The organism is Pedobacter sp. FW305-3-2-15-E-R2A2, assembly GCF_038446955.1.
GTDB lineage: Bacteria > Bacteroidota > Bacteroidia > Sphingobacteriales > Sphingobacteriaceae > Pedobacter.
In genome coordinates this window covers 2,643,905-2,669,038 of sequence record NZ_CP151803.1, presented here as the reverse complement: position 1 = coordinate 2,669,038, position 25,134 = coordinate 2,643,905, and the positions used below count along the sequence as shown (strand labels likewise).

Here is a 25,134-nt window from a genome sequence, read left to right as displayed (position 1 = left end):
TTAATTTGAAGACAAAAAGAGCCTGTATCATAAATCAATGATATAGGCTCTTTTGTTTCAACTCTATTTCTATTCTTTTGATTATTAATAACTTAATACCATCTTCTGAGCTTTAAATTATATTTAACATAGTGATTTTTTGATAAACTTATAACATCATCAGCACTGAATATGGCCAATACCTATTCCAGTAGAAAGCTCGCTGTACCTTGTTTTCCCGGTAAAATGGCATTACCACCATTTCAAAGGGAATTCAAGCTGATCTACCGAACCGACAATTAAATCCGGTTTAAAAGCGTACTCACTTAAACTTTCTTTTTTTGCAATTCCGGATAAAACCAATATCGTTTTGTAACCCATTTGTACTCCTCCCTGTATATCGGTCTCCATGGTATCCCCTATTACAGTCGTCTCTGCAGTTTCCAGTCCCAGATACTTTCTGGCCGAACGCATCATTACAGGACTCGGCTTTCCAATTACAAAAGCTTTCCTGCCGGTTGCCTCTTCGATCATTGCCGTAGTTGCTGCGATACCGAGGTTGTTCCATCCTGGTTTTTTAGGAGATGGATCCTGATTGGTCGTGATGAATTTTGCGCCTGCCAGAATCATATCTACCGCGCGTTGTACCATTTCCAAAGTAAAATTCCGGCCCTCACCCAATACCACAAACTCAGGATCAGTATTCACCAGGTTAATGCCGTTTTCATGTAAACTGGTAATCAGTCCCCCCTCGCCTAATACATAAGCCGTTCCGTTTTCGCCCTGATCACCCAGGAATTTACCGGTGGCCATAGCACTGGTGTAAACATGTTTTTCAGTCACCTCAATGCCCAAAAGTTTTAGCTTACGAACCACATCAAGCCGGGTACGTTGACTATTATTGGTCATAAAGGTAAAGGGTATGTCGTTTTTAAGCAGATTGGCAATAAACTTATCTGCGCCCTCGATTAAAGTTTCACCGCTGTAAATGACACCATCCATGTCAATTAGAAGTCCGTGTTTCATATTTTTCTGTTCGTAATTTCGTAATAATGATTTAGTTTCTTTTTGCCGCTTAATTTACAATAAAGATGCACATATAACGCAATGAATTAAAACAAGACTTAACACTTTACAGATTGATATTGTTGAAAATAATGAGATCTGTTCTGAGCACCCTCAAAAAAATAAGGACATATCTCCCGATATGCCCTTACAACCTTAAACCAAACCAATTATGAAAACCTTGTATTAAGAAACTTTAATCTCTTTAGTAGCCGACTTAGTTTCATCTTTTTTACCAATCGTGATGTTTAAAATCCCGTTGATGTATTCCGCAGCGATTTTTTCTGCATCTACACTCTCAGGCAACACGAATGATCTTGCGAAAGAGAAATAATCAAATTCCTTGCGGGTATAGTCTTTTTTCTCATCAGTTTCGCTTACTTTTTTCTCTGCCCATACCGATAAAGTGTCTTTCTTTAAGTTGATCTGAAAATCTTCTTTTGTCAAACCAGGGGCAGCCAATTCAATTTTGTAATCTGCTTCAGTCTCCAGAATGTTTACTCCCGGAACTTTGTTTACAGTTAAATTTTTATTTAATGCCTCACTAAACAAAGAGTCAAATACGTTGTTAAAGTAAGGTGCAGTGTTTCTGGTTCTGTTGTTAAATTTTACTAGTGTCATTGCTTATTTCTCCTTTTATTTAAGTTTTAATTTTATACTAAACAGCTAATCAACACTCATACCAACCCTATTTTTTATGAATTTCAAGACATTATGGCGCACAAAACCAAAACAACAAGACAAAAAGGCAGACATCATCAACCATTTAGACAGTTTTAAGTATAAAACAGAGATTGAAACCCGGTTTGCAGATTTTGATATGTTCGGCCATGTGAACAATGCGGTCTACTTTACTTATCTTGAAGTTGCGAGGTCTAAATACTGGAACGTGGCCATTAAATGGGATTGGAAAAAGACAGGGGTTGTCATTGCCCAGGCGAGTCTGGATTACATCCTCCCAATATTGGTCGACGATAAAATCAGCATGTATGTAAGAACTTCAAGAATAGGAAACAGCAGCTTCGATCTGGAATACCTGTTGGTCAAACACGAACATGGAAAAGAAGTGGCCTGCAGTAAAGGAAAAACCGTTTGTGTTGCCTTCGATTATCATACAAAAGCGGCATGCCCTATCCCGGAAAACGAAAAGGCGAGAATGATCTCTTTTGAACAATTGGAAAATAAATAGACAAAGCGGCTCAGGGGCCGAAAAATGGAGAAGCCGGTAAAGATTTCTTTTACCGGCCTCCGTTTTACAGGGCTCATTACCGCAGCGCTTAAAGAATATAAAAGATATTGGACGCTTTCAGCGCAGACTTCTCTTTCAGGTCTTCATCGTGCTTATGACTTTCTTTCAGCATCTGCTTGAGGTCTCTTTCAATCGTCCGGCAAATAGTAGTCGTAGGCGTATCCGTTGGCTTATTCTCAAATGGATCCTGCAGATGAATCGCCATTTTCTCTATTAAGAAAAAAGAACAGGAGATGGCAATTACAAGCGGACTTCAATGATTCCAAAAAACTCAATCAGGCCAAAGGGCAAAAGCATGATAAACAGAATCAGTGAAAAATGAATGTATACGGCATAGGTAGATGGGAAAACCGTATTCTTAATCCGTTCACATCCGCCCATCTCATTTGAAAAAGCAGTTAAGGTTTTATCGATCTGCACTTGCTGAAATTCATTGATCCAGCCCAGTTTAAAGGCGTTCCGTAAATCTCTCACCTGCAACTCCTGCAGCGCCAATGGAACATTGCTATACCTTTTAATGTATTCCAGATCCTCCGCGCTGATAAAGCGCTCCAATTGGAAAAGTGGATCTTCTCCTCTCAAATACCGGCTAAGACTGTAACACCATGCGATTTGTCTTTTCGCCATACGTTCACAGAATGACCGCTCATCTGAGGCCCCGAATGGCACGTCAATGAAAGTAATCAATTGCCTTGTCAAGGTTCTGGAATCATTCACGATTGCTCCCCAGAGGGTCCTCGCCTCCCACCACCTGTCGGAAGCCTGATTGGATTTAAAAGCCAGCAGCAGGGAGATCACCGTCCCTAAAATCGTAGGAACAGCAATCGGAACAGAGATCCTGGTGATGTGAAAGTTCTCGTATAAAACGGCAATCAAAATGGCATAAACCGTAACCCAGCAGTAAGGCCCCTCACAATCACAGAAACCAGGTCCGGTGTATCTTCGATCAGCAAAATCTTCGTTTTATCCATTATTTTTCTAAAATAGAACTTGCTACATCAAAAACCAATCCCAAACCCCAAGGTCTGACCCTCCTCTGACATTAAACCTCATAAAAAAAGGATGGCCCGAATTTAATCCGGCCATCCCAGGCTTATCATAGCGCTAAAAATCTTAAAAGATCTTCCCCGGATTCAGTATACCCGCAGGGTCAAAGACCGTTTTAATGCTGCGCATCAGGTTCAGGTGGATTTCACTGTATTTTATCGGCATAAAATCCTTTTGCACCAGGCCAATTCCATGCTCTCCGGAAATGGTTCCTCCCAATGCACTGGTCAGTTCAAATACCTCGACAATCCCCTCTTTCAATTTGTTTTTCCAATCTTCGTCGCTCATCCCTGCTTTAATGATGTTCACGTGGAGGTTTCCATCCCCTGCGTGCCCGTAACACACACTCTCGAAGCCATATCTGCCACCGATCTCCTTAATTCCTTTAATCAATTTCGGCAACGCCGCTCTTGGCACCACGGTATCTTCTTCTTTATAGATAGAGTTAGACTTCACCGACTCCGGCATCGTGCGCCTGATCTTCCACAGTTCGTCCTTTTGCATCGCAGTATCTGCAAAAAGCACATCCGTACAACCAAACTCCTCCAGTACGACATTCACACGCTCACAGTCTTTAAAAATGGCATCCATATCATCGCCGTCAAATTCGATCAAAAGAAAAGCATTGACCCCATCTTTAAGGTCAAATTTGATGTCGTCATATTCAATTACCCATTCCACTCCCCTTCTTTCCATAAATTCCAGCGCAGAAGGAATCACCCCTGCCCTAAAGATGGCCGATACCGCACCACAAGCCTGTTCATTTTCAGAAAAAGAAGCCATCATGAGTACACTGTGCTGAACCTTTGGAATCAGCTTGGCCACAATCTTCGTAACCACACCCAGGGTACCTTCAGAACCGATCATCAACTGTGTCAGGTTGTAACCCGAAGCATATTTCAGGGTATTTGCACCGGTCCAGATTACCTCTCCGGTAGGGAGAACCACTTCCAGATTCAGGATGTATTCCCTGATCGTTCCGTACTTCACCACCCTTGGCCCACCGGAACCATGCGCTACATTTCCGCCGATAAAGCAGGAGCCTTTACTCGAAGGATCAATGGGATAAAGCAATCCCTTTTCAGCAACGGCATCCATAAATTCCTGGGTGATCACACCCGGCTCCACTACCGCCTGCAGGTTTTCTGTATCGATGTCAATGATTTTTTTAAACTTCTCCATAGACAGCAATACGCCACCGAAGACCGGCAATGCGCCCCCACTCAAACCCGTTCCACCACCACGGGGCGTCACAGGAACATGATGTGCATTACATAATTTTAATAAGGCAGCCACTGAAGCAGTATCTTTAGGTTTAACCACTACTTCAGGGTAATATTTCAAATCTTCAGTTTCGTCATGACAATAAGTGTTTAAAGAATCTTCATCCGTAAAAACACTTTCTGCACCAACAGCTGTTTTGATCAGCTCCAGCAATTCTGAAGTTATTTTAGTGTATTCCATTATATATTTGGTTTTTTTAATCTTTAAAGGAGGGTAATTTAAAAGGATTTAAGCTTGCTTTTCAGGAGCAGTATAGCTCAGCTGAACGAAAGAATGGCCAACTTCCCCCGGCATTGGCGGGTTCATTTTTCGAATCCCTGCCTGGGCAGTCAACACAAAAGGATAATGGGCAATCACACGGTCCAGAATCCGCTTCACCACCGTTTCCAGCATCTTCTGCGTGTTTTGCATTTCCTCCAGAATGATGGTATTGATCACTTCATAATTCACCGTATGGTTCAGGTTTTCCGTATCTCCGGTATGGACAAAAGTGACCACCACATCTACCAAAAAGTAAATCCCGGTTAAATGCTCTTCCGGGTACCAGCCGTGAAGGGCGAAACACTTTACATCTCTTAACGCAACGGTCTGTATATAGCTATTTGCTGAACTCATTTGGCAAAATTAATTTTTTGGACGGTTTTTACCAGCCATTCCCCGAAATTATTACCTTTGAAGCAAAGGGCTTTGAAAAAATCCCGTTTCAAACAAAAGCAACAGCTGATCACTTAACCAAATATAGTGTAAACAATGAATAAATCTGCCAAAAAAGACCTTTACGAAGCTCCTGATTATTATTTACTCGACGAATTACTTACGGAAGAACACAAGCTGATCCGCTCTGCGGCCAGAGACTGGGTGAAGAAAGAAGTGAGCCCGATCATTGAAGACTATGCACAAAGGGCAGAATTCCCTAAACACCTGATCAAAGGGCTGGGAGAAATTGGTGCTTTTGGACCGACCATCCCTGTAGAATATGGTGGCGCCGGACTGGATTACATTGCCTACGGAATCCTGATGCAGGAAATCGAACGCGGTGATTCCGGAATCAGGTCGACCGCTTCCGTTCAGGGCTCCTTGGTCATGTACCCGATCTACGCTTATGGTACAGAAGAACAACGCAAAAAATACCTTCCAAAATTAGCTACAGGTGAACTGATGGGCTGTTTCGGACTCACCGAACCGGATCATGGATCGAACCCTGGTGGAATGGTAACCAATATAAAAGACAAAGGCGACCATTACCTGTTGAATGGCGCAAAGATGTGGATCTCCAACGCTCCTTTTGCAGATATCGCTGTGGTATGGGCAAAAGATGAATCCGGCAAAATCAGAGGATTAGTCGTAGAAAGAGGAATGGAAGGCTTCAGCACTCCGGAAACACATAACAAATGGAGCTTAAGGGCTTCCGCTACCGGCGAGCTGGTATTTGACAATGTGAAAGTTCCCAAAGAAAACCTTTTCCCGGAAATCAGTGGATTAAAGGGACCATTGGGTTGCTTAAACCAGGCACGCTATGGCATTGCCTGGGGCGCATTGGGTGCTGCAATGGACTGCTATGATACCGCATTGCGTTATTCCAAAGAACGCGTACAATTCGGTAAACCTATCGGCGGATTCCAGTTGCAGCAAAAGAAATTAGCCGAAATGGTGACTGAAATTACAAAAGCACAATTGCTGGTATGGCGTTTAGGTGTCTTGAAAAGTGAAAACAGAGCCACTGCAGAACAAATCTCTATGGCCAAGAGAAACAGTGTAGAAATCGCATTGGATATCGCCCGTAATGCCCGACAAATGTTAGGTGGAATGGGAATCACCGGAGAATACTCGATCATGAGACACATGATGAACTTAGAATCTGTAGTGACCTATGAAGGAACACATGACATTCACTTATTGATCACCGGAATGGATGTGACTGGAATAAACGCATTCAAATAACCTATATTTGCGCCAGCAATGAAAACATTTAAAAAATATTATTCCCTCCCTGCTCCTCCTGAAGAGGTGTATTGGGCGATGACAAAGGCGCAAAGCATCCAGCTGTGGACAGGTGCAGAAGCGGAATTTACAGAAGAAGTAAACACAGAATTCTCTTTTTGGGATGGCGATATCGTAGGTAAAAACCTGGAATTGGAATACGGCAAAAAGATCGTTCAGCAATGGTATTTCGGAGAAGAAAATGAACCTTCTATCGTGACCATTAAACTGCATGAAGACAAAAAAGGAACTTCGCTGGAATTCGTGCAAACGAATATCCCTGACGAAGATTACGACGAATTCACCGCAGGATTAACCGAATACTATTTCGGTGGTCTGATCGACTTTTTCGAAGAATAAAAGAAAAGACTGCTTAAATAGTAGTACTTCTATAGCTGAAATTCAAATAAAATTTAGTTTTAAAAAAAGAGGAATCTCTTTTCGTCCCCGAATCTTTGCTGAAGGGCAAATATTCGAACGTCCTCAAAGAAACACCTCTTTTTTTTAAAATCCTGCACAGGTATATTGCCTTCTTAATGGCGTACCCATGCAGGATTTCTATTTTGACGATGATTCATTGTGCCTGATTTTGACACTTAATTTCAAAAAAAAAAGAAGGTATTCTAGGAAAAGGCATAGGAATTTTGCCCCCTTCAGGGCAAAGGTTCCAGCCTTTGAGTAGTAATACCTTCTTTTTTAACCAGAATTATATTAATCAGCTATTATTCAGCAACATTAAAGCAAAAACTGCCAATTCCTGAAAGCAAAGCCGAACAAGCCTTTATCCTTCCGTATCGTATACAGAAACGATGTTCTCTCTTAAATTATAATGCGAAGCCATGACCTCTCCATAAGCACCTGTACTGCGCAAAGCAATCAGGTCTCCACGTAAGGTTTCTGGCAATTCGACCTCTTTGCCAAAGCAATCTGTGCTTTCGCAAATCGGGCCAACCACATCATATTTTACCGAATCTTCCAAAGCAAGCTTAGAAATGTTTTCAATTTTATGGTAAGCCTGATATAAAGCCGGCCTCATTAATTCCGTCATTCCGGCATCCAGAATGATAAAGTTCTTTTTCTTTCCGTTTTTTACATAAAGCACCTTGCTGATCAGTGAAGAACATTGTCCAACTAAAGCCCTGCCCAGTTCAAAATGAACCTCCTGGTTAGACCTTACTTCCAGAAACTCCTGGAACACTTTAAAATAAGCAGCAAAGTCCGGCACCTGCTGTTCCGGGTTATGGTAATCAATCCCTAAACCACCGCCAACATTTAATACTTTTACGATGAAACCACGTTCTTCGAACCATCCGGCAAATTCATTCACACGTACACATAAATTTTTATAGACATCCATGTTCGTGATCTGCGATCCGATATGGAAGTGAATCCCTATAAATTCCAGGTTCGGACTTTTCTTTAACATCTCTGCACAGGCAGGCAGGTCCCAGGAATTAACCCCGAATTTGTTCTCATCCAATCCGGTCGTGATGTTATGGTGCGTATGCGCATCTACATTTGGATTGATACGGATGGCCACTCTCGCCAGCTTTCCTTTCTTTTCCGCCAGTTCATTGATCACTTCCAGCTCCTGAACAGATTCTACGTTAAAGCAGAAAATATCATGGTCCAGTGCAGCATTGATCTCCCGGTCGGACTTACCCACTCCCGCAAAAACAACCTGTTTTTTATCAAAGCCAATCTCGATGGCCTTATTCACCTCGCCCCCGCTTACACAGTCAGCACCAAAACCTACGGCCTTGATCTTTTGTAAAACAGCAGGATTGAAATTTGCTTTCATGGCATAGTGCACATGAAAATTATATACCTTAGCGGCCGCTGCGCAATCACTTAACGTTTTTTGCAGTAAAGTAAGGTCATAATAATAAAAGGGTGTTTCTAAATTCGCGAAACGTGCTATATCTTTATCGGAAAACATAATGTTCAAGTATCTGATTATATTTTTTATCGTTGTTTTGAGTTTAATCTATATTGGCAATTATATTGATTACAGGAACAATAAGATGAATTCTGCGGAATACAACAGAAGAGTCAGGATCTTCTTCTTCCTGGTTGTCCTGATCATTGCCATTGTCGTCTGGTTAAGGAAGCGGTAAAACCGCTTCCTTATTCAAACAAACGGTTATGTAAACTCTTTAAAGCTTCTGTTTTATCTTTCGTATTGATCAGCAGGGAAATGTTGTAATTACTTCCACCGTAAGAGATCATGCGAATAGGAATGTGTTTAATGGAATCCAGTACACGGGCTGCATAACCATGCTTGTCTGCACTAAAATCTCCAACCACACAAACGATACTCTGATCATTATCGATCTCTACCGAACCGAAAGCATGAAGCTCTTCTACGATCTTATCCAGGTTATCCGTAAAATCTATTGTCAAAGAAACGGCAACCTCCGAAGTCGTGATCATATCGATTGGCGTTTTATACCTTTCAAAAATCTCGAATACCCTTCTTAGAAAACCGTAAGCCAATAACATTCTGCTCGACTGGATTTTGATGGCTGTAATACCATCTTTTGCAGCGATAGATTTGATCTTTCCTTTTTCACTATCTATAGAGATCAATGTTCCTGCCGCAGCTGGCTCCATTGTATTCAGTAAGCGTACCGGAATCTTATATTTTTGTGCCGGGAATACCGACTGTGGGTGTAAAATCTTTGCCCCAAAATAGGCAAGCTCTGCAGCCTCATCAAAAGAGAGATGAGAAATAGGTTTCGTTCCTTTTACGATCCTTGGATCATTGTTGTGCATCCCATCGATATCCGTCCAGATCTGAACCTCTTCGGCCAGGATCGCGGCGCCGATTAATGATGCGGTATAATCACTTCCACCACGTCTTAAATTATCTACTTCGCCAAAGCTGTTTCTGCAGATGAATCCCTGAGTGATGAATAGTTTATTTCCCTTATGCTGATCCAGCAAAGGTTGTAAATGTCTGGTGCTGTATGGAACATCAGGCTCATTGTCTTCATCAATCTTCATGAAGTCCAATGCAGGAAGCAATACAGAAGCAACACCGATAGATTTCAGGTAAATATGGTAGAGGGTAGTCGACAACAATTCACCTTGTGCCAAGACCACTTTCTCTTCGATTGGTGTGAAAATATCGTTCACCAATGAACTTAAAAAGCCGAAATGATAATCTACCACTTCCTGCCCCTGTCCGCGAAATTCTTCCTCAGGCAACAGCTCTATCACAAATTCATTATATTTCTGGTGCAATGCGTTAATTAAGCTTAACGCCACCTGTTTATCCTCCTTTAAAAGTTTGCCTGAAATTTCCACTAAACTATTGGTTGTACCAGACACGGCTGATAGGACCACAATTTGCTCTTCGGCTGGATTAATAATGTCCAGCAACTTTTTCATGCGCTCAGGGCTTCCTACGGAAGTTCCTCCAAACTTTAATATCTTCATTTAATTGAGGTAAGAATTTTATTTTTTGATAAATTGGCTATATACTTGTAATTGGGCGTGAAATTAAATAAATCGCCGATATATAGCACTAAATACACAAAATAAAATTTGGAATAATGCATTTTTTTTGTCCTCCTGCAAAACATGGTACAGGCAATTTTGTTTATCCCATAACCAATCAAAAGTTATAACATTATCATATGCAATTAGAAGCCGCAACCTTAAGCACCATAAACCAATGGCTTAATGGTAATTACGACACGAAAACAAAAGAAGAAATCCAACAGCTTTTAGACAAAGAAGCCTTTACAGAGCTCACAGACTCTTTCTACAGAAGTCTGGAATTTGGAACAGGAGGATTACGCGGCATCATGGGTGCAGGTTCCAACAGGATCAATAAATACACCATTGGTACTGCAACTCAGGGATTGTGCAATTACCTGCTGAAAAAATATCCGGGAGAAAAGGTCAAAGTAGCCATTGCGCACGACAGCCGTAACAATTCCGATTACTTTGCCGGCATCACTGCAGATGTATTTTCTGCCAATGGAATCCATGTGTATTTCTTCAAAGCATTAAGGCCTACACCGGAGCTTTCTTTTGCAGTCAGAGAACTGGGTTGCAAAAGTGGCGTGATGTTAACTGCTTCACATAACCCTAAAGAATACAATGGCTATAAAGCCTATGGGGAAGACGGCGGCCAATTCACCGCTCCTGACGATACCATGGTGATGGACGAAGTGGCCAAAATCAGCAGTATTGATGAAGTGAAATTCGATCGCATCGATGCCAATGTAGAATTGATCGGAGAAGAAATTGATCAGTTGTATCTGGATAAGATCACTGAACTGTCGGTTTCTCCGGAAGCCATCGCCCGTCAGAAAGACCTTAAAATTGTTTACTCTCCTATTCATGGTACCGGAATCACGCTTGTGCCTCAGGCATTGGCGCAGTTTGGTTTCACCAACCTGACCCTTGTAGAAGAACAAAGCCAACCTGATGGAAACTTCCCTACGGTAGTGTATCCAAATCCGGAAGAAAAAGAAGCTTTGACCCTGGCCCTTAAAAAAGCGGAAGAAATTGATGCTGATCTGGTATTGGCAACAGACCCGGATGCAGACAGAGTAGGTATCGCTGTAAAAAATAACGACGGAGAGTTTGTATTGCTGAATGGAAACCAAACCGGAAGCTTACTGATCAACTACCTGTTGAGTGCATGGGAAGAAAAAGGAAAGCTAACCGGTGATCAGTACATCGTGAAAACGATTGTGACGAGTAACCTGATTGAAGAGATCGCTAAAAAGAAAAACGTTACCTACTATAACACCTTAACCGGATTCAAATGGATCGGTCAGCTGATGACCAACCTGCAGGGCAAGAAAACTTTTATTGGTGGTGGCGAGGAAAGTTATGGCTACCTGATCGGTGAGTTGGTAAGGGATAAAGATGCGATCGTTTCCTGTGCTTTCATCTCTGAAATGACGGCTTTCTATAAAGATAAAGGCAGCAGTTTATACAATGCAATGTTAGACATGTATGTAGAATACGGTTTGTATAAAGAAGAGCTGGTTTCCATTACCAAAAAAGGTAAAACCGGAGCGGAAGAAATCAAAGCCATGATGGAGAAATTCAGAAACAATCCACCTGCTACCCTCGGAGGTGCTCAGGTCGTGACGCTGAAGGACTATGAACTGGGTACAGAAACCGACCTGTTAAGCGGGGAGAAAACGAAACTGGAGCTTCCAAAATCGGATGTATTGCAGTTCATTACTGCTGATGGCAGCATTGTTTCCGCAAGACCATCCGGAACAGAACCTAAAATCAAGTTCTATTGCAGCGTTAATGCGCCATTAAAAGATAAAGAAAGCTTTAAAGAAACTGATGCCAGACTTGGCGATAAAGTTAAAGCGATTATGAAAGATTTAGAGGCTTAAGCCTCTAAATCATCTTTCTATAAATTTAGTAGGTAAAATCACCTTACTTCTTTCAGACTGGGGTAATGATCGATCCGCGGAAAGTTCCTGAAGAATGATATCAATGATCTTTTCAGCAATCTGTTCTATGGGTTGATCAACCACACTGATTGGAGGTGTATGAATCCGGAACACATCCTGGTCATCATAGGCCACAATCATAAAGCCATCATTAATCGGTTTCTGAATGCTCTTCAGGAAGAACAAGCCACGCACTGCAAGGTAATTCGTAGAGAAAAATACCGCATCGATCTGAGGGTTTTCTTCAAACAGGACCTTTAACAGGTTGTTCGTATCTTCCTCGGTGGCATCGAAAGGAATTTTCACCAGTGTTTTCTCATTGGCCTTAATTCCATGATCTCTTAATGCCTTCTGATAACCCAGAAAACGATTGTTGATCTGGTCAACTCCTACGTCAACCGTTACAAAAGCAATATTCTTTCTTCCCTTATTGATCAGGAATTCCGTCGCAGAATATCCTCCTTCGAGGTTATCGACCACGACATAGTTGACATCCAGGTCAGGCAGGTTCCTATCGAAAATGACCACTGGAATCCTTTCCGCCAGCAATTGTCTGATGTCTTCTTCAATTCCCGGAACGGGTGCGATGATATAAGCATCTACTTTCCGCGACTTGAACATCTCGATTAGCTCTCTCGCTTTCACCGGGTCATTTTCCGTGCTGGAATAACTGATCTTATATCCTTTTTTATACGCTTTATCTTCAATAAGTCTGGCAATCGCAGAAAAAAACGGATTTGAAATGTCTTCTACGATCAGACCAATGGTCTTTGTATTTCCGGTCCTCAGGCTTCTGGCCACCTGGTTTGGCTTAAAGCCAAGCTCCTGAATGATCTCTTCTACCCGCTTGATGACCTCCTTACTGATGCGCATCTTTTCTGCTTTACCATTTAAGATAAAGGAAACGGTAGTGATGGATACTTCTGCTCTTTTTGCAATATCCTTAATAGATGGAGGTTTCATTTGTAAATTAATTTACCGCCAATCTATAGATTTAATTGCTAATCTCCTCAAAATATTTACCTGCAATTTTAACAAATGCATCCTCATTGAGTGGTTTATGCATATAATTAACGATTTCCTGATTCGCAGAGGCCATTAATTCATCATCAGGATTCAAAGAAGTGGTTAGCATCACTACAATTGTTCTCGCCTTATGTGCAGCATCAATTTTACGATATTCCTCCATAAAATCCCAGCCACTCATTCCCGGCATATTGATGTCCAGGAAGATAATGCCCGGTCTTTCGGTATCTTCATCGTTTTCATATTTCCCCGAAAATGTCAGATAGTCCAACGCCTCCCTTGCCGAAGTAATCGACTTTACACTCACTTCAATATTGGTATTCTGAACTATTTTACGGTGAATATAATTGGTTGGGATGTCGTCATCTACCAGCAACACACAGCTAAGGTTCTTAAATTTTTTCATCAGAATAGATCTGTTTTATTAATGGTTATGAAGCGATCATAAAATGGTTTCATTGGTATATATTACTTTTCAGGCTAAAACAAAAGGTACTGCCCTGACCTATGACAGATTTTACAAAGATCTCCCCACTGTGAAGCTCCACTATTTTTTTACAATGAGAAAGCCCGATCCCATGTCCTTCATAATCCTCATGACTATGCAGGCGCTGAAAGATAGAAAAGATTTTCTCTTTATACTGTGCTTCGATACCAATCCCATTGTCGCTGAAATCGAAATTCCAGTATTGATCATCCTCAGTCGCTCTAATCTGAACCTCCGGAAGTACATCCTTTTTCCTGAATTTCAGAGAATTGCTGATCAGGTGATGAAAAAGCTGTTTTAATTCTGCCGCATAGCCATAAACTATCGGCAGTTTATCGTATTGAATCGTCATTCCGGTAGCCCCGATCAGATCGAAAAGTTCCTGTTTCACCGATTCCACTAAAAAATTACAATCCACAGGCTCCTTAGGTGCCGGAGTTCCCAGTCTCGCATAATCCAGTAAACCTTTGATCAAATATTTCATTTTCTCTGTAGATTCAGAGATGTATTTCAGGTATAAGGCGCCGTTTTCATCAAACTGATTCCCATATTCCTTCTTTAGCAAGCCAATAAAATTGTTTACGGTGAGCAAGGGTTCCTGCAAATCATGAGAGGCAATATAGACGAATTGTTCCAGTTCTTTATTTCTGAATTCCAGTAAGCGGGCGTATTCTCTTAATGCTTTTTCTGCGTTTAACTTGTCGGTCAGATCACGCGTAAATTTACAGAACCCAATCACTTCATTCTGTTCATCATAAATGGTGGTAATGGTTACATGAGCCCAGAAAGTCTTGCCACCTTTTTTAACCCGCCATCCCCGGTGCTGCGCCTTTCCTTTGAGCAGGGCTTTTTCCAGCAACAATTCAGGGACCCTGTTTTTCAGTGCCTCTTCCGTATAAAACACTCTGAAATTACGACCAATAATTTCCTTTGAAGAATAACCTTTAATCTTTTCTGCTCCCTTGTTCAAGCTGGCTACATTTCCAAGCTTGTCAAGAAGCAGAATTGCATAATCCTCTATTCCACCGAGCATTTTTAAGAGCGGGGGTTGAGGATTGCTTAAACTATTTTGCATTTATCAGGGATGGTTTTTCCTGATGATATTCAAAATTCAAGCCATAGCCAAATAAACAGGTAATAATACCTGTATGCAGGTATTCACCTATAATTATGAGGAAAATATTGTCCTTCTTTTTTCCCCAAGTGGGGAAATAAAGAACTAGCAGCTAATTTCTGGTTTGCCCCGCTCCCCTTACGATCCATTTCTCTGTCACCAGTTTTTCCAGGGCAAAAGGACCTCTGGCATGAAGCTTTTGCGTAGAAATCCCAATCTCTGCACCCAGTCCAAACACCTGTCCGTCAGTAAATCTCGTAGACGCATTCAGGTAAACTACGGCGGCATCCACTTCTTCCAGAAAACGCTCCGCCTGTGCGGGATCTTCGGTGATGATGGCCTCGGAATGTTTCGATGAAAACTCCGAAATATGTGCCAGTGCTTCCCCTATATTTCTGACAATCTTAACGGAACATTTATAGTCCAGAAACTCCCGTCCGAAATCTTCCTGAGCAGCAAGAACGAGCTGAGGATAGTTGTTTTTTTCCAATATGCGGAAAGCGATCTCGTCGGCAAAGATTTCTACGTTTCCCTCCACAAGTAAAGGAGATAATAGCCTCAGAAAATCATCCGCCACTTCCTCATCTACTAAAACCGTATCTAAAGCATTGCAAACCGATGGACGGGAGACCTTTGCATTGCATACGATCTCTGCTCCTGCAGTCAGTTTCGCTGTTTTTTCAATATAAGTATGACATACTCCTGCACCAGTTTCTATCACCGGAACAAGCGCGTTTTTACGCACAAAATCAATCAGTTCATTGGAGCCCCGGGGAATGATCACATCGATGTATTTCTCTGCTCTCAGAATGTCCAGGATATATTTCCGCTCTGCAGGCAATTGCTGTACGACATTTTTATCCAGTCCCGATCTGTCCAGCACTTCCTGTATGATGGAAACGAGGAAAAGATTGGTATGGTAAGCATCCTGTCCACCTCTCAACAGGCAAACATTTCCTGAGCGGATGCATAAGGAAGCCACGTCGATGGTTACATTGGGTCTGGATTCATAGATCACACCCACCACCCCTAAAGCCACCGTTTTCTTTTGGATAAAAAGGCCGTTGGCCATGGTCTGTTCAGAGATGATCTTATTGGTGGGGTCTGGCAAAGCAGCCACATCTTTCAGGCTCTCTGCCAACGCAAAAATTCGCGCTTCGTTTAACAGCAGGCGGTCCTTTTTAGGGTCCGTATCCGGCATCTTTTGCAGGTCTTTTAAATTTTCTGCAATGATCTCTGCCGATTGGGCAAGGATTGCTGCAGCCAGAAGAACCAGGATTTCCTGTCGCCCGTTATCACTTAAAGAAGCAATGGAGTACCTGGCTTTTTTCGCATTGATCAATTGATTTTCTATAGTTTCCATTTGCTGCTTATAAAATAACGATGTCACTGGCATTGGCAATTTCCAGGTTATGCTGTTTTGAGTCTTTCAATATGGCCGCCGACGATGCCTTTGCCCTGGCTACTGCGACGATATTCTTTTCTGCATCAATCACCTCAAAGATCTCTCCGTTACCGAACTGTTCGACCACATTGATCACACCTACAGCGAGCAGGCTCTTGCGCTTTCTGATCGCCTCGCAGGCCCCTTCATCGACCATCAGTCTGCCCGTTACCAGGCTTCCGCTGGCCAGCCACTTATTCCTCGCAGAAATAGACGCGTTTTTAGGGGTACAGGAAGTTCCTGTTTTTTCCTGAACCGCATCAAGAATTCCGTTAACGGTCCGGATTCCAAAGATCACCACCTTAATCCCCATCGTCGAAGCGAGATGTGCAAAGGTCAGCTTGGAAACCATGCCACCCAATCCAAGGTCCGAAGTTTTCTTATTGGCGAGTGAAAAGACATCGCTATTGATGGAATCAATCTTGTCAATCACTGTTCCTTCTTTATCTAATACTCCGGGAACAGACGTCCCGAGTAAAATCATCGAAGCACCGAAACCAACACCTAATAAAGTAGCGAGCTCATCGTTATCGGAAAATTTAATCTCCAGATCGCTCACCACATCGTTCTCATTGGCAATAGGAATCACCCCGTTTTTCCACAATTCTTCATAAGTATCTTTCAATTGAAGAAACTGAGTTCTGTTCGAAAAATGCCGGCGCTCGCAAAGACTCTGCGCCATCTGAATGCCGTAGGGGTAAAAATATTTTGAATAGGTGTTTAACAGAATGGGGTTTCCGATTGCCGCAGCGGCCTTTCTTTCGGAGATTTTACCTTTGTAATTTTTGATGTATTGCTTTCCGGCAGCAACTGCACCCGAAGAAACCAGAATTAACCGGTAATCTTTGGCCAGCTTTGCCACCTGTGCAGCAACATCGGCAATTACCCCCTCATCAAGCTCCCCTTTTGGAGTCGTAATGGAGGCTGTACCTAATTTCAAAACAAGTATCGGCTTATTCATTGGTTTGTGGTTGAGATTTTTATGGTTGAAAACCCGAAAATAGAAAATTTACCTCGGTTTTCTAGCAATTCATTCAGTTTCAACCAGGTCATTTGGCACAATTCGTTTGCAATGACAAAAAAATGAGAATATAATACCTGAAAAAGAAGCATTACTATTCAAAGGCTGGAATGTTTGCCCTGAAGGGGGGGCAAATCTTCCTATGCCTTTTCACAGAAAGCATCTTTTTCCTGGAAGGCCCCTCATAGTTTTCATAGAGATTGTTTAACTTTTTTGGAGGTTAAAGGTTTAAGTACCAAATACTGCATGGAATCATTCAGCAATATTTGGTCAATAATTTAGATTAAAAAATATCCCTGCTCAGAAAAGACATAGGAATCTTTGCCCCCTTCAGGGCAAAGATTCCAGTCTTTGAAGAGTCAGGGATATTTTTTAAACAGAAGTTTTAATTCATTTTTTGCTGTTGCTTAAACTAAAGCAGCATCCAGGGTAATCTCCATATTGTAAGCTTTACTTACAGGACAGTTTGCCTTTGCACCTGCGGTGATCTCCTGGAATTGATCTTCCGTGATTCCGGGAATACTGGCTTTCAGCACCAGGTGTGAGCTTGTGATCACGCCATTATCTAAAGAGATCGTGGCTTTAGTTTCTAAAGTTCCAGGCGTAAAACCAGCTTCCGTCAGGTCCAGACTTAACTTCATGGTAAAACAACCGGCATGTGCAGCGGCCATTAATTCTTCCGGATTTGTACCTATTCCATCCGCAAAACGGCTGTTAAAAGAGTATTGCGTCTGGTCTAAGACTTTACTATCCGTACTCAGGTGACCTGCACCTTCTTTAATCGTGCCATTCCAAACGGCTGTTGCATTACGTTTCATAATTGTTCTTTTTTAGGGTGGTCTTTCTACTCAAATTTATTATTTTACAGGAATTTACAGGCACAAATACGCCGAAATATCTCTGAAAACCGGAATATCTCTAAAGAAATAAGCAACTGTACTCATAAAATCAATCAGATTTGTACCTGTCCTGCTCCAGATAAATTTACAACTTTTGCCATTAATTCAATTTAAGCAACATGTTAAAAAATATGCAGGTAGTTCCCTCTACTTTAGACGATATAGAAAGGATCTTCGAATTGTACGACGATGCCATTGCCTACCAAAAAACGGTTTTCAATAAACACTGGCAGGGTTTCGAACGTAGCCTGATTGAAAGGGAATTAAATGAACAACGGCAGTGGAAAATCCTCATCGACGGGCAGGTAGCCTGTATTTTCGCAATAGACTTTAATGATCCACTGATCTGGAAAGAGAAAGACGCAGATCCCTCCATTTATCTTCACCGCATTGTGACCAATCCGGAATTCAGAGGGGCAAACTTCGTTAATGAGATCGTTTCCTGGGCGCATATTTTTGCGGCAGAGAAAGGAAAAGAATACATCCGGATGGATACCTGGGGAGACAATCCCAGACTGATCGCTTATTATGAGAAATGTGGGTTCAAGTACCTCGGAAATATCATTCCTGAAGCTTCAAACATACTTCCCAAGCATTATGAGAACATTGAACTCGCGCTTTTTGAAATTCCTGTGAACAAAAAATAACACATAAAGGAAAAAAAAGGAGGAGACCCAGGGTCTCCTCCTTTTTTTTCCGCAGCACTAAGCGATAGTTGCTGTTAGTGTTCCATTATTAACGGCGGTACTGTATATTTTTAAAGTTCGGGTATTGCCGGTCGTATTTTGTGGTCCTTGAAGTACGGCACCATTTGTTGCATATTCTGAAAAATGCAACTGGCATTGAATCTTATTTAAAGCTTGTTTCCAGACCAATGCCCCTTGTTGGTGCGGACAAACCGCCTCAGTGGCTACAAATGAACTGCTGGTATCTCCAGTGGCAATTCTAAAAAACAATACCCCATTTGCGGTTGCCTGATCTCCCACTGCCAGCAGTTGAGAGCCCAGATTAACAGAAGCTGTACTTCCACCGCCCCCACCTCCTCCGGGAGGGTTCGGATTGGGTTCCGGCGTACCGGTGTTGCCTTTTCCACCACATGCCTGAAAACAGGATCCTGTGCATACCAGTGCCAGCCCAAATCCTAATGATTTGATAAATTCGTCGCGTTCCATAATTTTTCGTTTTAGTTTAGTAGATATCTGACCGTTTTTCCGGGTCTTTATTTTTAGATTTAAACAGTGTAAAATTCCTGGAGATCGTAAAGCCAAATCTGACCCCACCCTTGGTCCATGATTTCTTCGTATTGGCAATAAAATTATTCTCCAGTATATATTCGGAATTCATAAAGTTGAGAGAAAATACGTGTCCGCCGGTTTCAATTTCCAGCCCCAGGCCTAAAGGATTGTAGTACGCCTGACTCAGATCTGTAGGTCTTGATAAGCCGTTAACCAAGGTGTAATCGGCCACAAAAGAGAACCTTTTAGTAAGTTTCATTCTTCCGGCAAAACCTACCGAAAACAGGGTTTCCGGATCGCGGGTATCGGATACGTTCTTTCTGACCGTTAGTCCCGGCATCACCTGCAAAGAAAATCTGGAAGAGATCTTCCGGGAGATGATCGATTGAAAAACCCAGGAAAAACGATCGGTATATTTTGAAAATTCACTGTTGCTGAAAGGCTCCCGGGCAATCCAGCCCATCTGCGCAAACAAGGTCAGGTTTATGGGCATCGTCTCATTTACTTTTTGTTGCAGGAGTTTATATTTTCCCGAGAAGTTATACATTTCATCCTGTTTGCTTCTCCCAACACCTACCGTAAAGCGGTCAGACACCCCATAATCCAGGCCGATGAAAAGATCCGAAGCCACATCAAGGCCATATAAAGTATGAGCGCTTCCAAACTTGCCCCCGATATCTCCGAAATGATGGCGAATCCGCAGGTCCAGGTCATGTTTCTTTTCTGTTTCAGAAGAATGAGACAGCACCACATGAGTTGATTTGAAGGTCGCAGCAACGGTTTCACTTTTATCTGCAGTGCTCAAAGTCTTCAACAATGAATCTGCATTTTGAGCATGGGCTGCGCTAGCCATGAGTAAAATGGCGACTGGTAATAGTCTGAACTTATTCATGATTTCTCCTATTTTAACTGATTAAATTTCCCCGATACTTTGATATTTATCTGCTCTGCAATTTTCGTAAACATCAGCTTTGGAATCTTAATCCCATGATCTACACAAGCGACCTTAAACTCCGTGCTGACCTCTGCCTGTCCATTACTGATGCTGATCTTTCCGGGAATCGTCCTCTTTTTATCTACCCCATGAACCGTCAATATTCCCGTCACTGTCACATTGTATACCCCATCTTTATTCCAATCTATCTGCTGATCCAGGACCCCTTTAAATTTCGCATAAGGGTATCGGTCACTTTCCATGTAATTTTCGTTAAAATGCTCCTGCATCAATTTACGGTCGAACTCAAAACTCTTTATAGCGACCTGAAAAGCGATCTCCTTGCGCTCCCTGATGATCACACCAGTACATTTATCCGTCGCTGCCCGGATGTCTTCCAGAGGAGTTGACGAATATAGCGCCAGCCTGATGTTCTTGCTGGCATAGGTCTGTGCCACCGCATTCAGCTGAATGGCGAAAAAGATTCCTGCAAGGAGGAGTCTTTTGAGGTTACTTGTCCAGGTCATAACGTATTTTTAAAGAGATCCCGCTTGATTTCAGGTTCACTCTACCTTCACCAACTCCCGTTAAGGGTATTTTAACAAAGGGTTCAACCCCTATTTTAAACTTCTCGGTCTTAAGCTTTATAAAGTAAGTCGCGGAAAGATCAACGACGCTCAGCAAGTGCTGATTGGCATTGTTTTTCTCTATCAGACGGTTCGAAATCCCCGATGCAGGGGTATATTTGAAGGTATAATCCTCTTTTAACATCAGGTAACTGGACAATCCGAGGTTCAGGTCTACACTTCGCTTTCTGTCCTCCATCACCGTATAAGAGGCAATCACAGGAATTTCCAGCACCGCACAGGAAGCATCAATCCCGGAAATGATTCCCTGAATTTTAGGATTTCTGATCCGGTAAGCATAGCTGTCGGTGGTATAATCTTTAGCACTATATTTCAGTCCGGTTTGAAGTTTGAAATTCTTTGCAATGCCCACACTAAAGGTTAATCCTGCACTAAAACCACCTTTCCCTCCAATCAATGCGGCAGCAGAATTGAATTCAGGTCCTGCACTCAGGGCCAGACTCATGGGCACACGTTTTTTAAAATTCACGTTCTTTTGAGGCAGTACCGTATTTTCTACTCCCGGAGTATTTTGTACTACAGGAGTACTTTCTACACCCGGAGTTCCGGGCTTCCCAAAATCCGGCTTTAGGGAAAGAGATCCCTCCCCAGGCTCCCCTTTCCCATTTGCAAGATTAAAATCCTGTTTTTGCAAATCAGCCAGATGACGATTTGCAGGCTTATTGCCGGCAGCTAACACTTCATTTCCACCAGGCAGCCCTTTCGAAGATATTATTCCCTTATCATTTCCAACACCTGCAACCCGCTCTTCTGTTCCGGAACTGCTCTTTTGATCTTTAAAAGAATCATTTTTTCCACCCGCAGCAGTATCAATTTTGGGCGAATCATGATCAGATCCTTCCACACCTTTTCCTGTTTCTGCCAACTCAGGCTTCGCTTTATTTTCTGTCTTTTTATCAAATGAATAATAACCGATCAACCCGATTAAAAGTAACAACGACAACACCACAGTCCCCTTCCTGAAGAGCACAATACGTTCCCTTCTTTTGAGCTTGCCCTCCATTTTGTCCCATGCTGCTTCCTCAAACTGAGGATCAGCATCAAACACCCTTTTTCTAAAGGCGGCATCAAACTCGTTATCGTCTAATTCCATAATGGTGTTTTAAAACGTTTATATTATATTTTATGCTCAAAATCCGATCAGGTTGTTTTAAGCATCTTTTTCAATTGTTCTCTTGCTTTAAAGAGGTTCGACTTCGACGTTCCTACGGAAATAGAGAGCATAGAAGAAATCTCTTCATGAGAATAACCATCTATCGCAAACAGGTTAAAGACAGTCCTGTAAGCAACGGAAAGCTTTTGTACCAGTATGATCAGTTCTTCATAATGTATGTGACTAAGGATACTTTCCTGATCCTCTAACTCATGTTTTGCATTTAACTCTTCCATTTCCATTCGCCTTATTTGCTTTCTATAATGATCTATTGAGGTGTTGATCATGATGGTACTTAGCCAGGGCTTAAACGGTTTTGTCTTATCATATCGGTGAATATTGATAAATACCCTCAAGAAACCATCATTAACGAGTTCAATAGCTTCATCCTTATCTTTCGCGTAACGAATACACATCCTCATGGCATAGCTGTAATAGCCCTGGTAAAGTCCTTTCTGACTTTTCCGGTCTTTTCGCTTACAGCCATCGATTAATTCCTGAATGATTGATTCGTCCACGTAAAAAATTTAAATCATCTATATCCACAAGTACGCAGGCAACCTGATTTAGGTTGCCTGCATATTGAAATTTAATGAAATATTTTCTGGAATGGGGAGGAAGCTGCAGAAATGCCTTATTACTTCCCCTTATTGCGGTTGCGGTTGAGCTTAATTTTAATCTTTCCGTCTTCGCCATCGGTTGCCAGCAAATGAAGTACGATTCCATTCATCCTGCGCGCCTGAATTTCTCTTTTGTCGGTCAGGTCATCATCCTTTTTAGGGTTTCTAAGTGGCACATCGAGTGCGATGTTCGTGCCCGTTGACATGGAATAGACCCCAGCAACATCCATATTCAGGATGCTGGAATTGATCTGCATCGGGTTAATGGTGATTCTTTGTCCGCGGATATCAAAGTGACCGTTCAGGTTTTCAAAAGTAATGTTGTCAAGGTCACGAAAAGGGAAAGCAAATTTCCCCACGTTTTTAATCGGATCGAATCTCAGTAAAGCTCCTTTTTTGACATCAAATACAACCTTCCCATTCAGGGAGTTCGTCACTAATTTCCCCTGATCGGTAATTGTACCACCGATTTTTGTTTTGGAATAGAGAAATCCTTTCAGGTTCTTTGAAGTCAGGCTTGTCATTCCGAAATTATTAAAAGAATAAAAGAAATTCTTAATGTCTACATTGCTCAGCGTCGTATTGATAGAGAAATGATTTAAGCTGCCTTTCTGAGAGATATTTCCATCTAATTTCAGGGAGCCTCCCCCATGTTTAACACTTATATTTTTCAATCCGATGCCCGCCTCGGAGAGGAAGAGGTCTGCGGTAGCATCAGTAGCTACAAATTTATTATAATATACTTTTGCGACCCTTAAATGCATATCCACCATGCTTTTTTCGAAGAGATCGTTCATATCTTCAGAAAAACTACTGTGTTTAGCATGTCGTTTTGTTTTCTTTGCAGGCTTACGGCTCCCCAGGAAGCCAAGGAATTCGCCAAGGTGCAACTCCGGACTTTTAATCTGCCAGTTCAACAAAATCTTTTCCGGTGCCGTATAGTAGAGGTTTAGAAAATTACGGACACTTCCATCCATCGTGATCACACTTTTACCACTTTGCAAACGGATATTTTTGATAAAAAGATCTGTACTCGTAAAATTCAGGGAGATTGCCGTATTCGTAAAATTGAGCTTCCTGGGCACATAGCTGACATCGGCATTGCGAATGTCAACTACCCCCGTAACAATAGGCTTCGACAACTTAAAATCCACAATATCCGCTTTATAGGCCAGTTTCACATTTGCCGTTCCCTTGGTAAAATGCAGCGTTTCTTCTCCAATCGCCTTATTCAGCTTCGCGATCTCAAATTTCGATTTGAAGACACCCGTAGCGATGGGTTTATCCAGATTATGAATAAACATTGTATCAATAGAAAAAGGCATTTCTGAATAGCTCCCTTTAAACTGGTAAAGTTTGATGGCCGAATTTGCATCTGTAAAACCTTGTCCGTTCAGGTAATTATTGGTAAAGACCCCTCTGAAATTACAGCTGTCGATCACTGCACCAGGGGTGGTCAGCACGTTGTCTTTGACCAGTGCCGTGACATTAATCGCAGGATCACCACCAGGGCCCATATTTCCCGCCAGTGTACAAGTCACATCTATTGGTACTTTCAGGTCGAACATATTCAGCTTAGCGCTGATATTGGGTGCCAGTAAGGCCGCCGCATCCCTCCACAGGATTCCGGGTGCCTTAATATTGATGGAAAAATCAGTATTTTCTTTGGAAGTATCAAATTTAGCACCGATCAGGAAAGGATCTTTTCCGATGTTCAATTGATTTTCTGCCACGTCAATGATTCCGGTATCCTCATTGTAATTGATCTTAAAAGGTCCTTCCAGCATTTTATCCTTGATAAAGCTCCCTCTTCTTGTGTTAAAAGCCAGACTTCGGGCCATAGTCTTTAGCTTCAGCTTTGCTTCCCATCCCGAAAAGGAATAGTCCATCTCTCCGTTCAGCGTTTCTACATCAAACTGAAAAAGTTTGTGCCCTTTTTTATTGTCGACCACAAAACTGACTTGTCTTAAGCTAAATTTTCTGAGCCTCGCATCTGAGCTGCTTTCTGTTTCCGGCTTTTTCTTTTTGTCTTTCTTTCTGAAGATTGCCGTATTGCTATAGCCGTTGCTGTCCGTAAACAGGTAGATCTTCGCATTGCTGATGCCAATCTTTTTGATCTCAATTGTCCCCGTAAGCAGGGCCATGGTATTTACTGCCACATCAAAATCGTTTGCTTCGAGCAAAGTATGCTGGTGTGTTTTCCAAAGACTATCCTTCATGACCACATTTTTGAGACTAATGGAAACTCCGGGAAAACCTTTAAAGAAAGTAGGCTCCATATTTCCGATGGTCAATGTCCCGTTAAGGTTCTTATTCAGCTGTTTGGTAATCGTCTCCAGCAGACTTTTCTTATTGGCATTGACATACAATCCAATAGCAGTGAAAATGAGGAAGACTAAGGCGACAAGGCCTCCGAATATTTTGAGCGTAATTTTAGACCAGCGAGGCATTTTTTCCATGTAGATAGCTAACGTTTTAGGGTAGTAAATTGTTTTTAACCAGGATAAACGCAGAG

At 42.0% G+C, this 25,134-nt stretch carries 26 protein-coding genes; 6 read left to right on the top strand and 20 right to left on the bottom strand.

Translation table 11 applies throughout. From position 1 onward, the window contains the following. Positions 1 to 231: 231 nt before the first annotated feature. The gene (locus tag AAFF35_RS11220; protein WP_073225927.1) at positions 232 to 1,005 is read right to left on the bottom strand and encodes an HAD-IIA family hydrolase; all 774 of its coding nucleotides are present in this window, start codon (positions 1,003 to 1,005) and stop codon (positions 232 to 234) included. A gap of 225 nt (positions 1,006 to 1,230) precedes the next feature. Continuing rightward, entirely contained in the window at positions 1,231 to 1,665 is a 435-nt protein-coding gene (locus AAFF35_RS11215; RefSeq protein WP_342332566.1) for an Hsp20/alpha crystallin family protein, read from the bottom strand. Between the two features lie 76 nt (positions 1,666 to 1,741). On the opposite strand from AAFF35_RS11215, the gene AAFF35_RS11210 reads away from it, so the two are divergent. Further along, positions 1,742 to 2,233 carry a thioesterase family protein gene (locus AAFF35_RS11210; RefSeq protein ID WP_342332565.1) on the top strand — a complete coding sequence of 164 codons (492 nt, stop codon included), beginning with the start codon at positions 1,742 to 1,744 and terminating at the stop codon, positions 2,231 to 2,233. Between the two features lie 88 nt (positions 2,234 to 2,321). Here the strand turns inward: AAFF35_RS11210 and AAFF35_RS11205 are convergent, their stop codons facing one another. The 4 genes from AAFF35_RS11205 to AAFF35_RS11190 all read right to left on the bottom strand — a co-directional run bounded on the left by AAFF35_RS11205 (position 2,322) and on the right by AAFF35_RS11190 (position 5,239). After that, positions 2,322 to 2,498: a hypothetical protein gene (locus tag AAFF35_RS11205; RefSeq protein WP_342332564.1), complete on the bottom strand. Its 177-nt coding sequence runs from the start codon at positions 2,496 to 2,498 to the stop codon at positions 2,322 to 2,324. A gap of 35 nt (positions 2,499 to 2,533) precedes the next feature. Then, positions 2,534 to 3,169, bottom strand: a complete 636-nt coding sequence (locus tag AAFF35_RS11200; RefSeq protein ID WP_342332563.1) for a bestrophin family ion channel — start codon at positions 3,167 to 3,169, stop codon at positions 2,534 to 2,536. Between the two features lie 237 nt (positions 3,170 to 3,406). Continuing rightward, positions 3,407 to 4,804: an FAD-linked oxidase C-terminal domain-containing protein gene (locus AAFF35_RS11195; RefSeq protein WP_342332562.1), complete on the bottom strand. Its 1,398-nt coding sequence runs from the start codon at positions 4,802 to 4,804 to the stop codon at positions 3,407 to 3,409. Positions 4,805 to 4,852: 48 nt separating this feature from the next. Beyond that, complete coding sequence (locus tag AAFF35_RS11190; protein WP_342332561.1) at positions 4,853 to 5,239, bottom strand: dihydroneopterin aldolase; 387 nt, start codon at positions 5,237 to 5,239, stop codon at positions 4,853 to 4,855. A gap of 135 nt (positions 5,240 to 5,374) precedes the next feature. Here AAFF35_RS11190 and AAFF35_RS11185 point away from each other — a divergent pair, with 135 nt between their 5' ends. Together AAFF35_RS11185 and AAFF35_RS11180 are read left to right on the top strand one after the other, a co-directional pair. Beyond that, positions 5,375 to 6,565 carry an acyl-CoA dehydrogenase family protein gene (locus AAFF35_RS11185; RefSeq protein ID WP_342332560.1) on the top strand — a complete coding sequence of 397 codons (1,191 nt, stop codon included), beginning with the start codon at positions 5,375 to 5,377 and terminating at the stop codon, positions 6,563 to 6,565. An 18-nt stretch (positions 6,566 to 6,583) separates the two neighbouring features. Next, positions 6,584 to 6,964: an SRPBCC domain-containing protein gene (locus tag AAFF35_RS11180; RefSeq protein WP_342332559.1), complete on the top strand. Its 381-nt coding sequence runs from the start codon at positions 6,584 to 6,586 to the stop codon at positions 6,962 to 6,964. A 421-nt stretch (positions 6,965 to 7,385) separates the two neighbouring features. Here AAFF35_RS11180 and lysA read toward each other — a convergent pair whose 3' ends face one another. Further along, positions 7,386 to 8,543, bottom strand: a complete 1,158-nt coding sequence (gene lysA, locus AAFF35_RS11175) for a diaminopimelate decarboxylase (protein WP_342332558.1) — start codon at positions 8,541 to 8,543, stop codon at positions 7,386 to 7,388. A gap of 1 nt (position 8,544) precedes the next feature. Here lysA and AAFF35_RS11170 point away from each other — a divergent pair, with 1 nt between their 5' ends. Beyond that, on the top strand, positions 8,545 to 8,721 hold the full coding sequence (locus AAFF35_RS11170; RefSeq protein WP_342332557.1) for a hypothetical protein: 177 nt from the start codon (positions 8,545 to 8,547) through the stop codon (positions 8,719 to 8,721). 10 nt (positions 8,722 to 8,731) lie between these two features. On the opposite strand, the gene AAFF35_RS11165 is transcribed toward AAFF35_RS11170, so the two are convergent. Next, a complete protein-coding gene (locus AAFF35_RS11165) occupies positions 8,732 to 10,045 on the bottom strand; it encodes an aspartate kinase (RefSeq protein ID WP_342332556.1) in 1,314 nt (437 codons plus the stop codon). A gap of 200 nt (positions 10,046 to 10,245) precedes the next feature. Between AAFF35_RS11165 and AAFF35_RS11160 the strand changes: the two genes are divergently transcribed. Continuing rightward, complete coding sequence (locus AAFF35_RS11160; RefSeq protein ID WP_342332555.1) at positions 10,246 to 11,979, top strand: phospho-sugar mutase; 1,734 nt, start codon at positions 10,246 to 10,248, stop codon at positions 11,977 to 11,979. Between the two features lie 9 nt (positions 11,980 to 11,988). Here AAFF35_RS11160 and AAFF35_RS11155 read toward each other — a convergent pair whose 3' ends face one another. The 6 genes from AAFF35_RS11155 to AAFF35_RS11130 form a co-directional block, all read right to left on the bottom strand. Next, the gene (locus AAFF35_RS11155) at positions 11,989 to 13,002 is read right to left on the bottom strand and encodes a LacI family DNA-binding transcriptional regulator (RefSeq protein ID WP_342332553.1); all 1,014 of its coding nucleotides are present in this window, start codon (positions 13,000 to 13,002) and stop codon (positions 11,989 to 11,991) included. Between the two features lie 31 nt (positions 13,003 to 13,033). Beyond that, the gene (locus tag AAFF35_RS11150; RefSeq protein ID WP_342332552.1) at positions 13,034 to 13,471 is read right to left on the bottom strand and encodes a response regulator; all 438 of its coding nucleotides are present in this window, start codon (positions 13,469 to 13,471) and stop codon (positions 13,034 to 13,036) included. A 49-nt stretch (positions 13,472 to 13,520) separates the two neighbouring features. Next, positions 13,521 to 14,627 (bottom strand): ATP-binding protein, encoded by a 1,107-nt coding sequence (locus AAFF35_RS11145; protein WP_342332551.1) that lies wholly within the window; start codon positions 14,625 to 14,627, stop codon positions 13,521 to 13,523. 151 nt (positions 14,628 to 14,778) lie between these two features. After that, entirely contained in the window at positions 14,779 to 16,029 is a 1,251-nt protein-coding gene (locus tag AAFF35_RS11140) for a glutamate-5-semialdehyde dehydrogenase (protein WP_342332549.1), read from the bottom strand. Positions 16,030 to 16,036: 7 nt separating this feature from the next. Beyond that, positions 16,037 to 17,071 (bottom strand): glutamate 5-kinase, encoded by a 1,035-nt coding sequence (proB, locus tag AAFF35_RS11135; RefSeq protein WP_342332548.1) that lies wholly within the window; start codon positions 17,069 to 17,071, stop codon positions 16,037 to 16,039. Positions 17,072 to 17,538: 467 nt separating this feature from the next. Next, positions 17,539 to 17,949, bottom strand: coding sequence for an OsmC family protein (locus AAFF35_RS11130; RefSeq protein WP_074612491.1), 411 nt, complete (start codon positions 17,947 to 17,949; stop codon positions 17,539 to 17,541). 200 nt (positions 17,950 to 18,149) lie between these two features. Between AAFF35_RS11130 and AAFF35_RS11125 the strand changes: the two genes are divergently transcribed. Beyond that, positions 18,150 to 18,677, top strand: a complete 528-nt coding sequence (locus AAFF35_RS11125) for a GNAT family N-acetyltransferase (RefSeq protein WP_342332547.1) — start codon at positions 18,150 to 18,152, stop codon at positions 18,675 to 18,677. Between the two features lie 57 nt (positions 18,678 to 18,734). Here AAFF35_RS11125 and AAFF35_RS11120 read toward each other — a convergent pair whose 3' ends face one another. From AAFF35_RS11120 to AAFF35_RS11095, 6 genes are all read right to left on the bottom strand, one after another. Further along, entirely contained in the window at positions 18,735 to 19,202 is a 468-nt protein-coding gene (locus AAFF35_RS11120) for a Rieske 2Fe-2S domain-containing protein (protein WP_342332546.1), read from the bottom strand. Positions 19,203 to 19,218: 16 nt separating this feature from the next. After that, on the bottom strand, positions 19,219 to 20,157 hold the full coding sequence (locus AAFF35_RS11115; RefSeq protein WP_342332545.1) for a DUF5777 family beta-barrel protein: 939 nt from the start codon (positions 20,155 to 20,157) through the stop codon (positions 19,219 to 19,221). 8 nt (positions 20,158 to 20,165) lie between these two features. Further along, on the bottom strand, positions 20,166 to 20,726 hold the full coding sequence (locus tag AAFF35_RS11110) for a YceI family protein (RefSeq protein WP_342332544.1): 561 nt from the start codon (positions 20,724 to 20,726) through the stop codon (positions 20,166 to 20,168). Further along, on the bottom strand, positions 20,710 to 21,939 hold the full coding sequence (locus AAFF35_RS11105) for a hypothetical protein (protein ID WP_342332543.1): 1,230 nt from the start codon (positions 21,937 to 21,939) through the stop codon (positions 20,710 to 20,712). The genes AAFF35_RS11110 and AAFF35_RS11105 overlap by 17 nt, the downstream gene beginning before the upstream one ends. A 47-nt stretch (positions 21,940 to 21,986) precedes the next feature. Continuing rightward, positions 21,987 to 22,517, bottom strand: a complete 531-nt coding sequence (locus tag AAFF35_RS11100) for an RNA polymerase sigma factor (protein WP_342332542.1) — start codon at positions 22,515 to 22,517, stop codon at positions 21,987 to 21,989. A gap of 119 nt (positions 22,518 to 22,636) precedes the next feature. After that, entirely contained in the window at positions 22,637 to 25,078 is a 2,442-nt protein-coding gene (locus AAFF35_RS11095; protein ID WP_342332540.1) for an AsmA family protein, read from the bottom strand. Between the last annotated feature and the right edge of the window lie 56 nt (positions 25,079 to 25,134).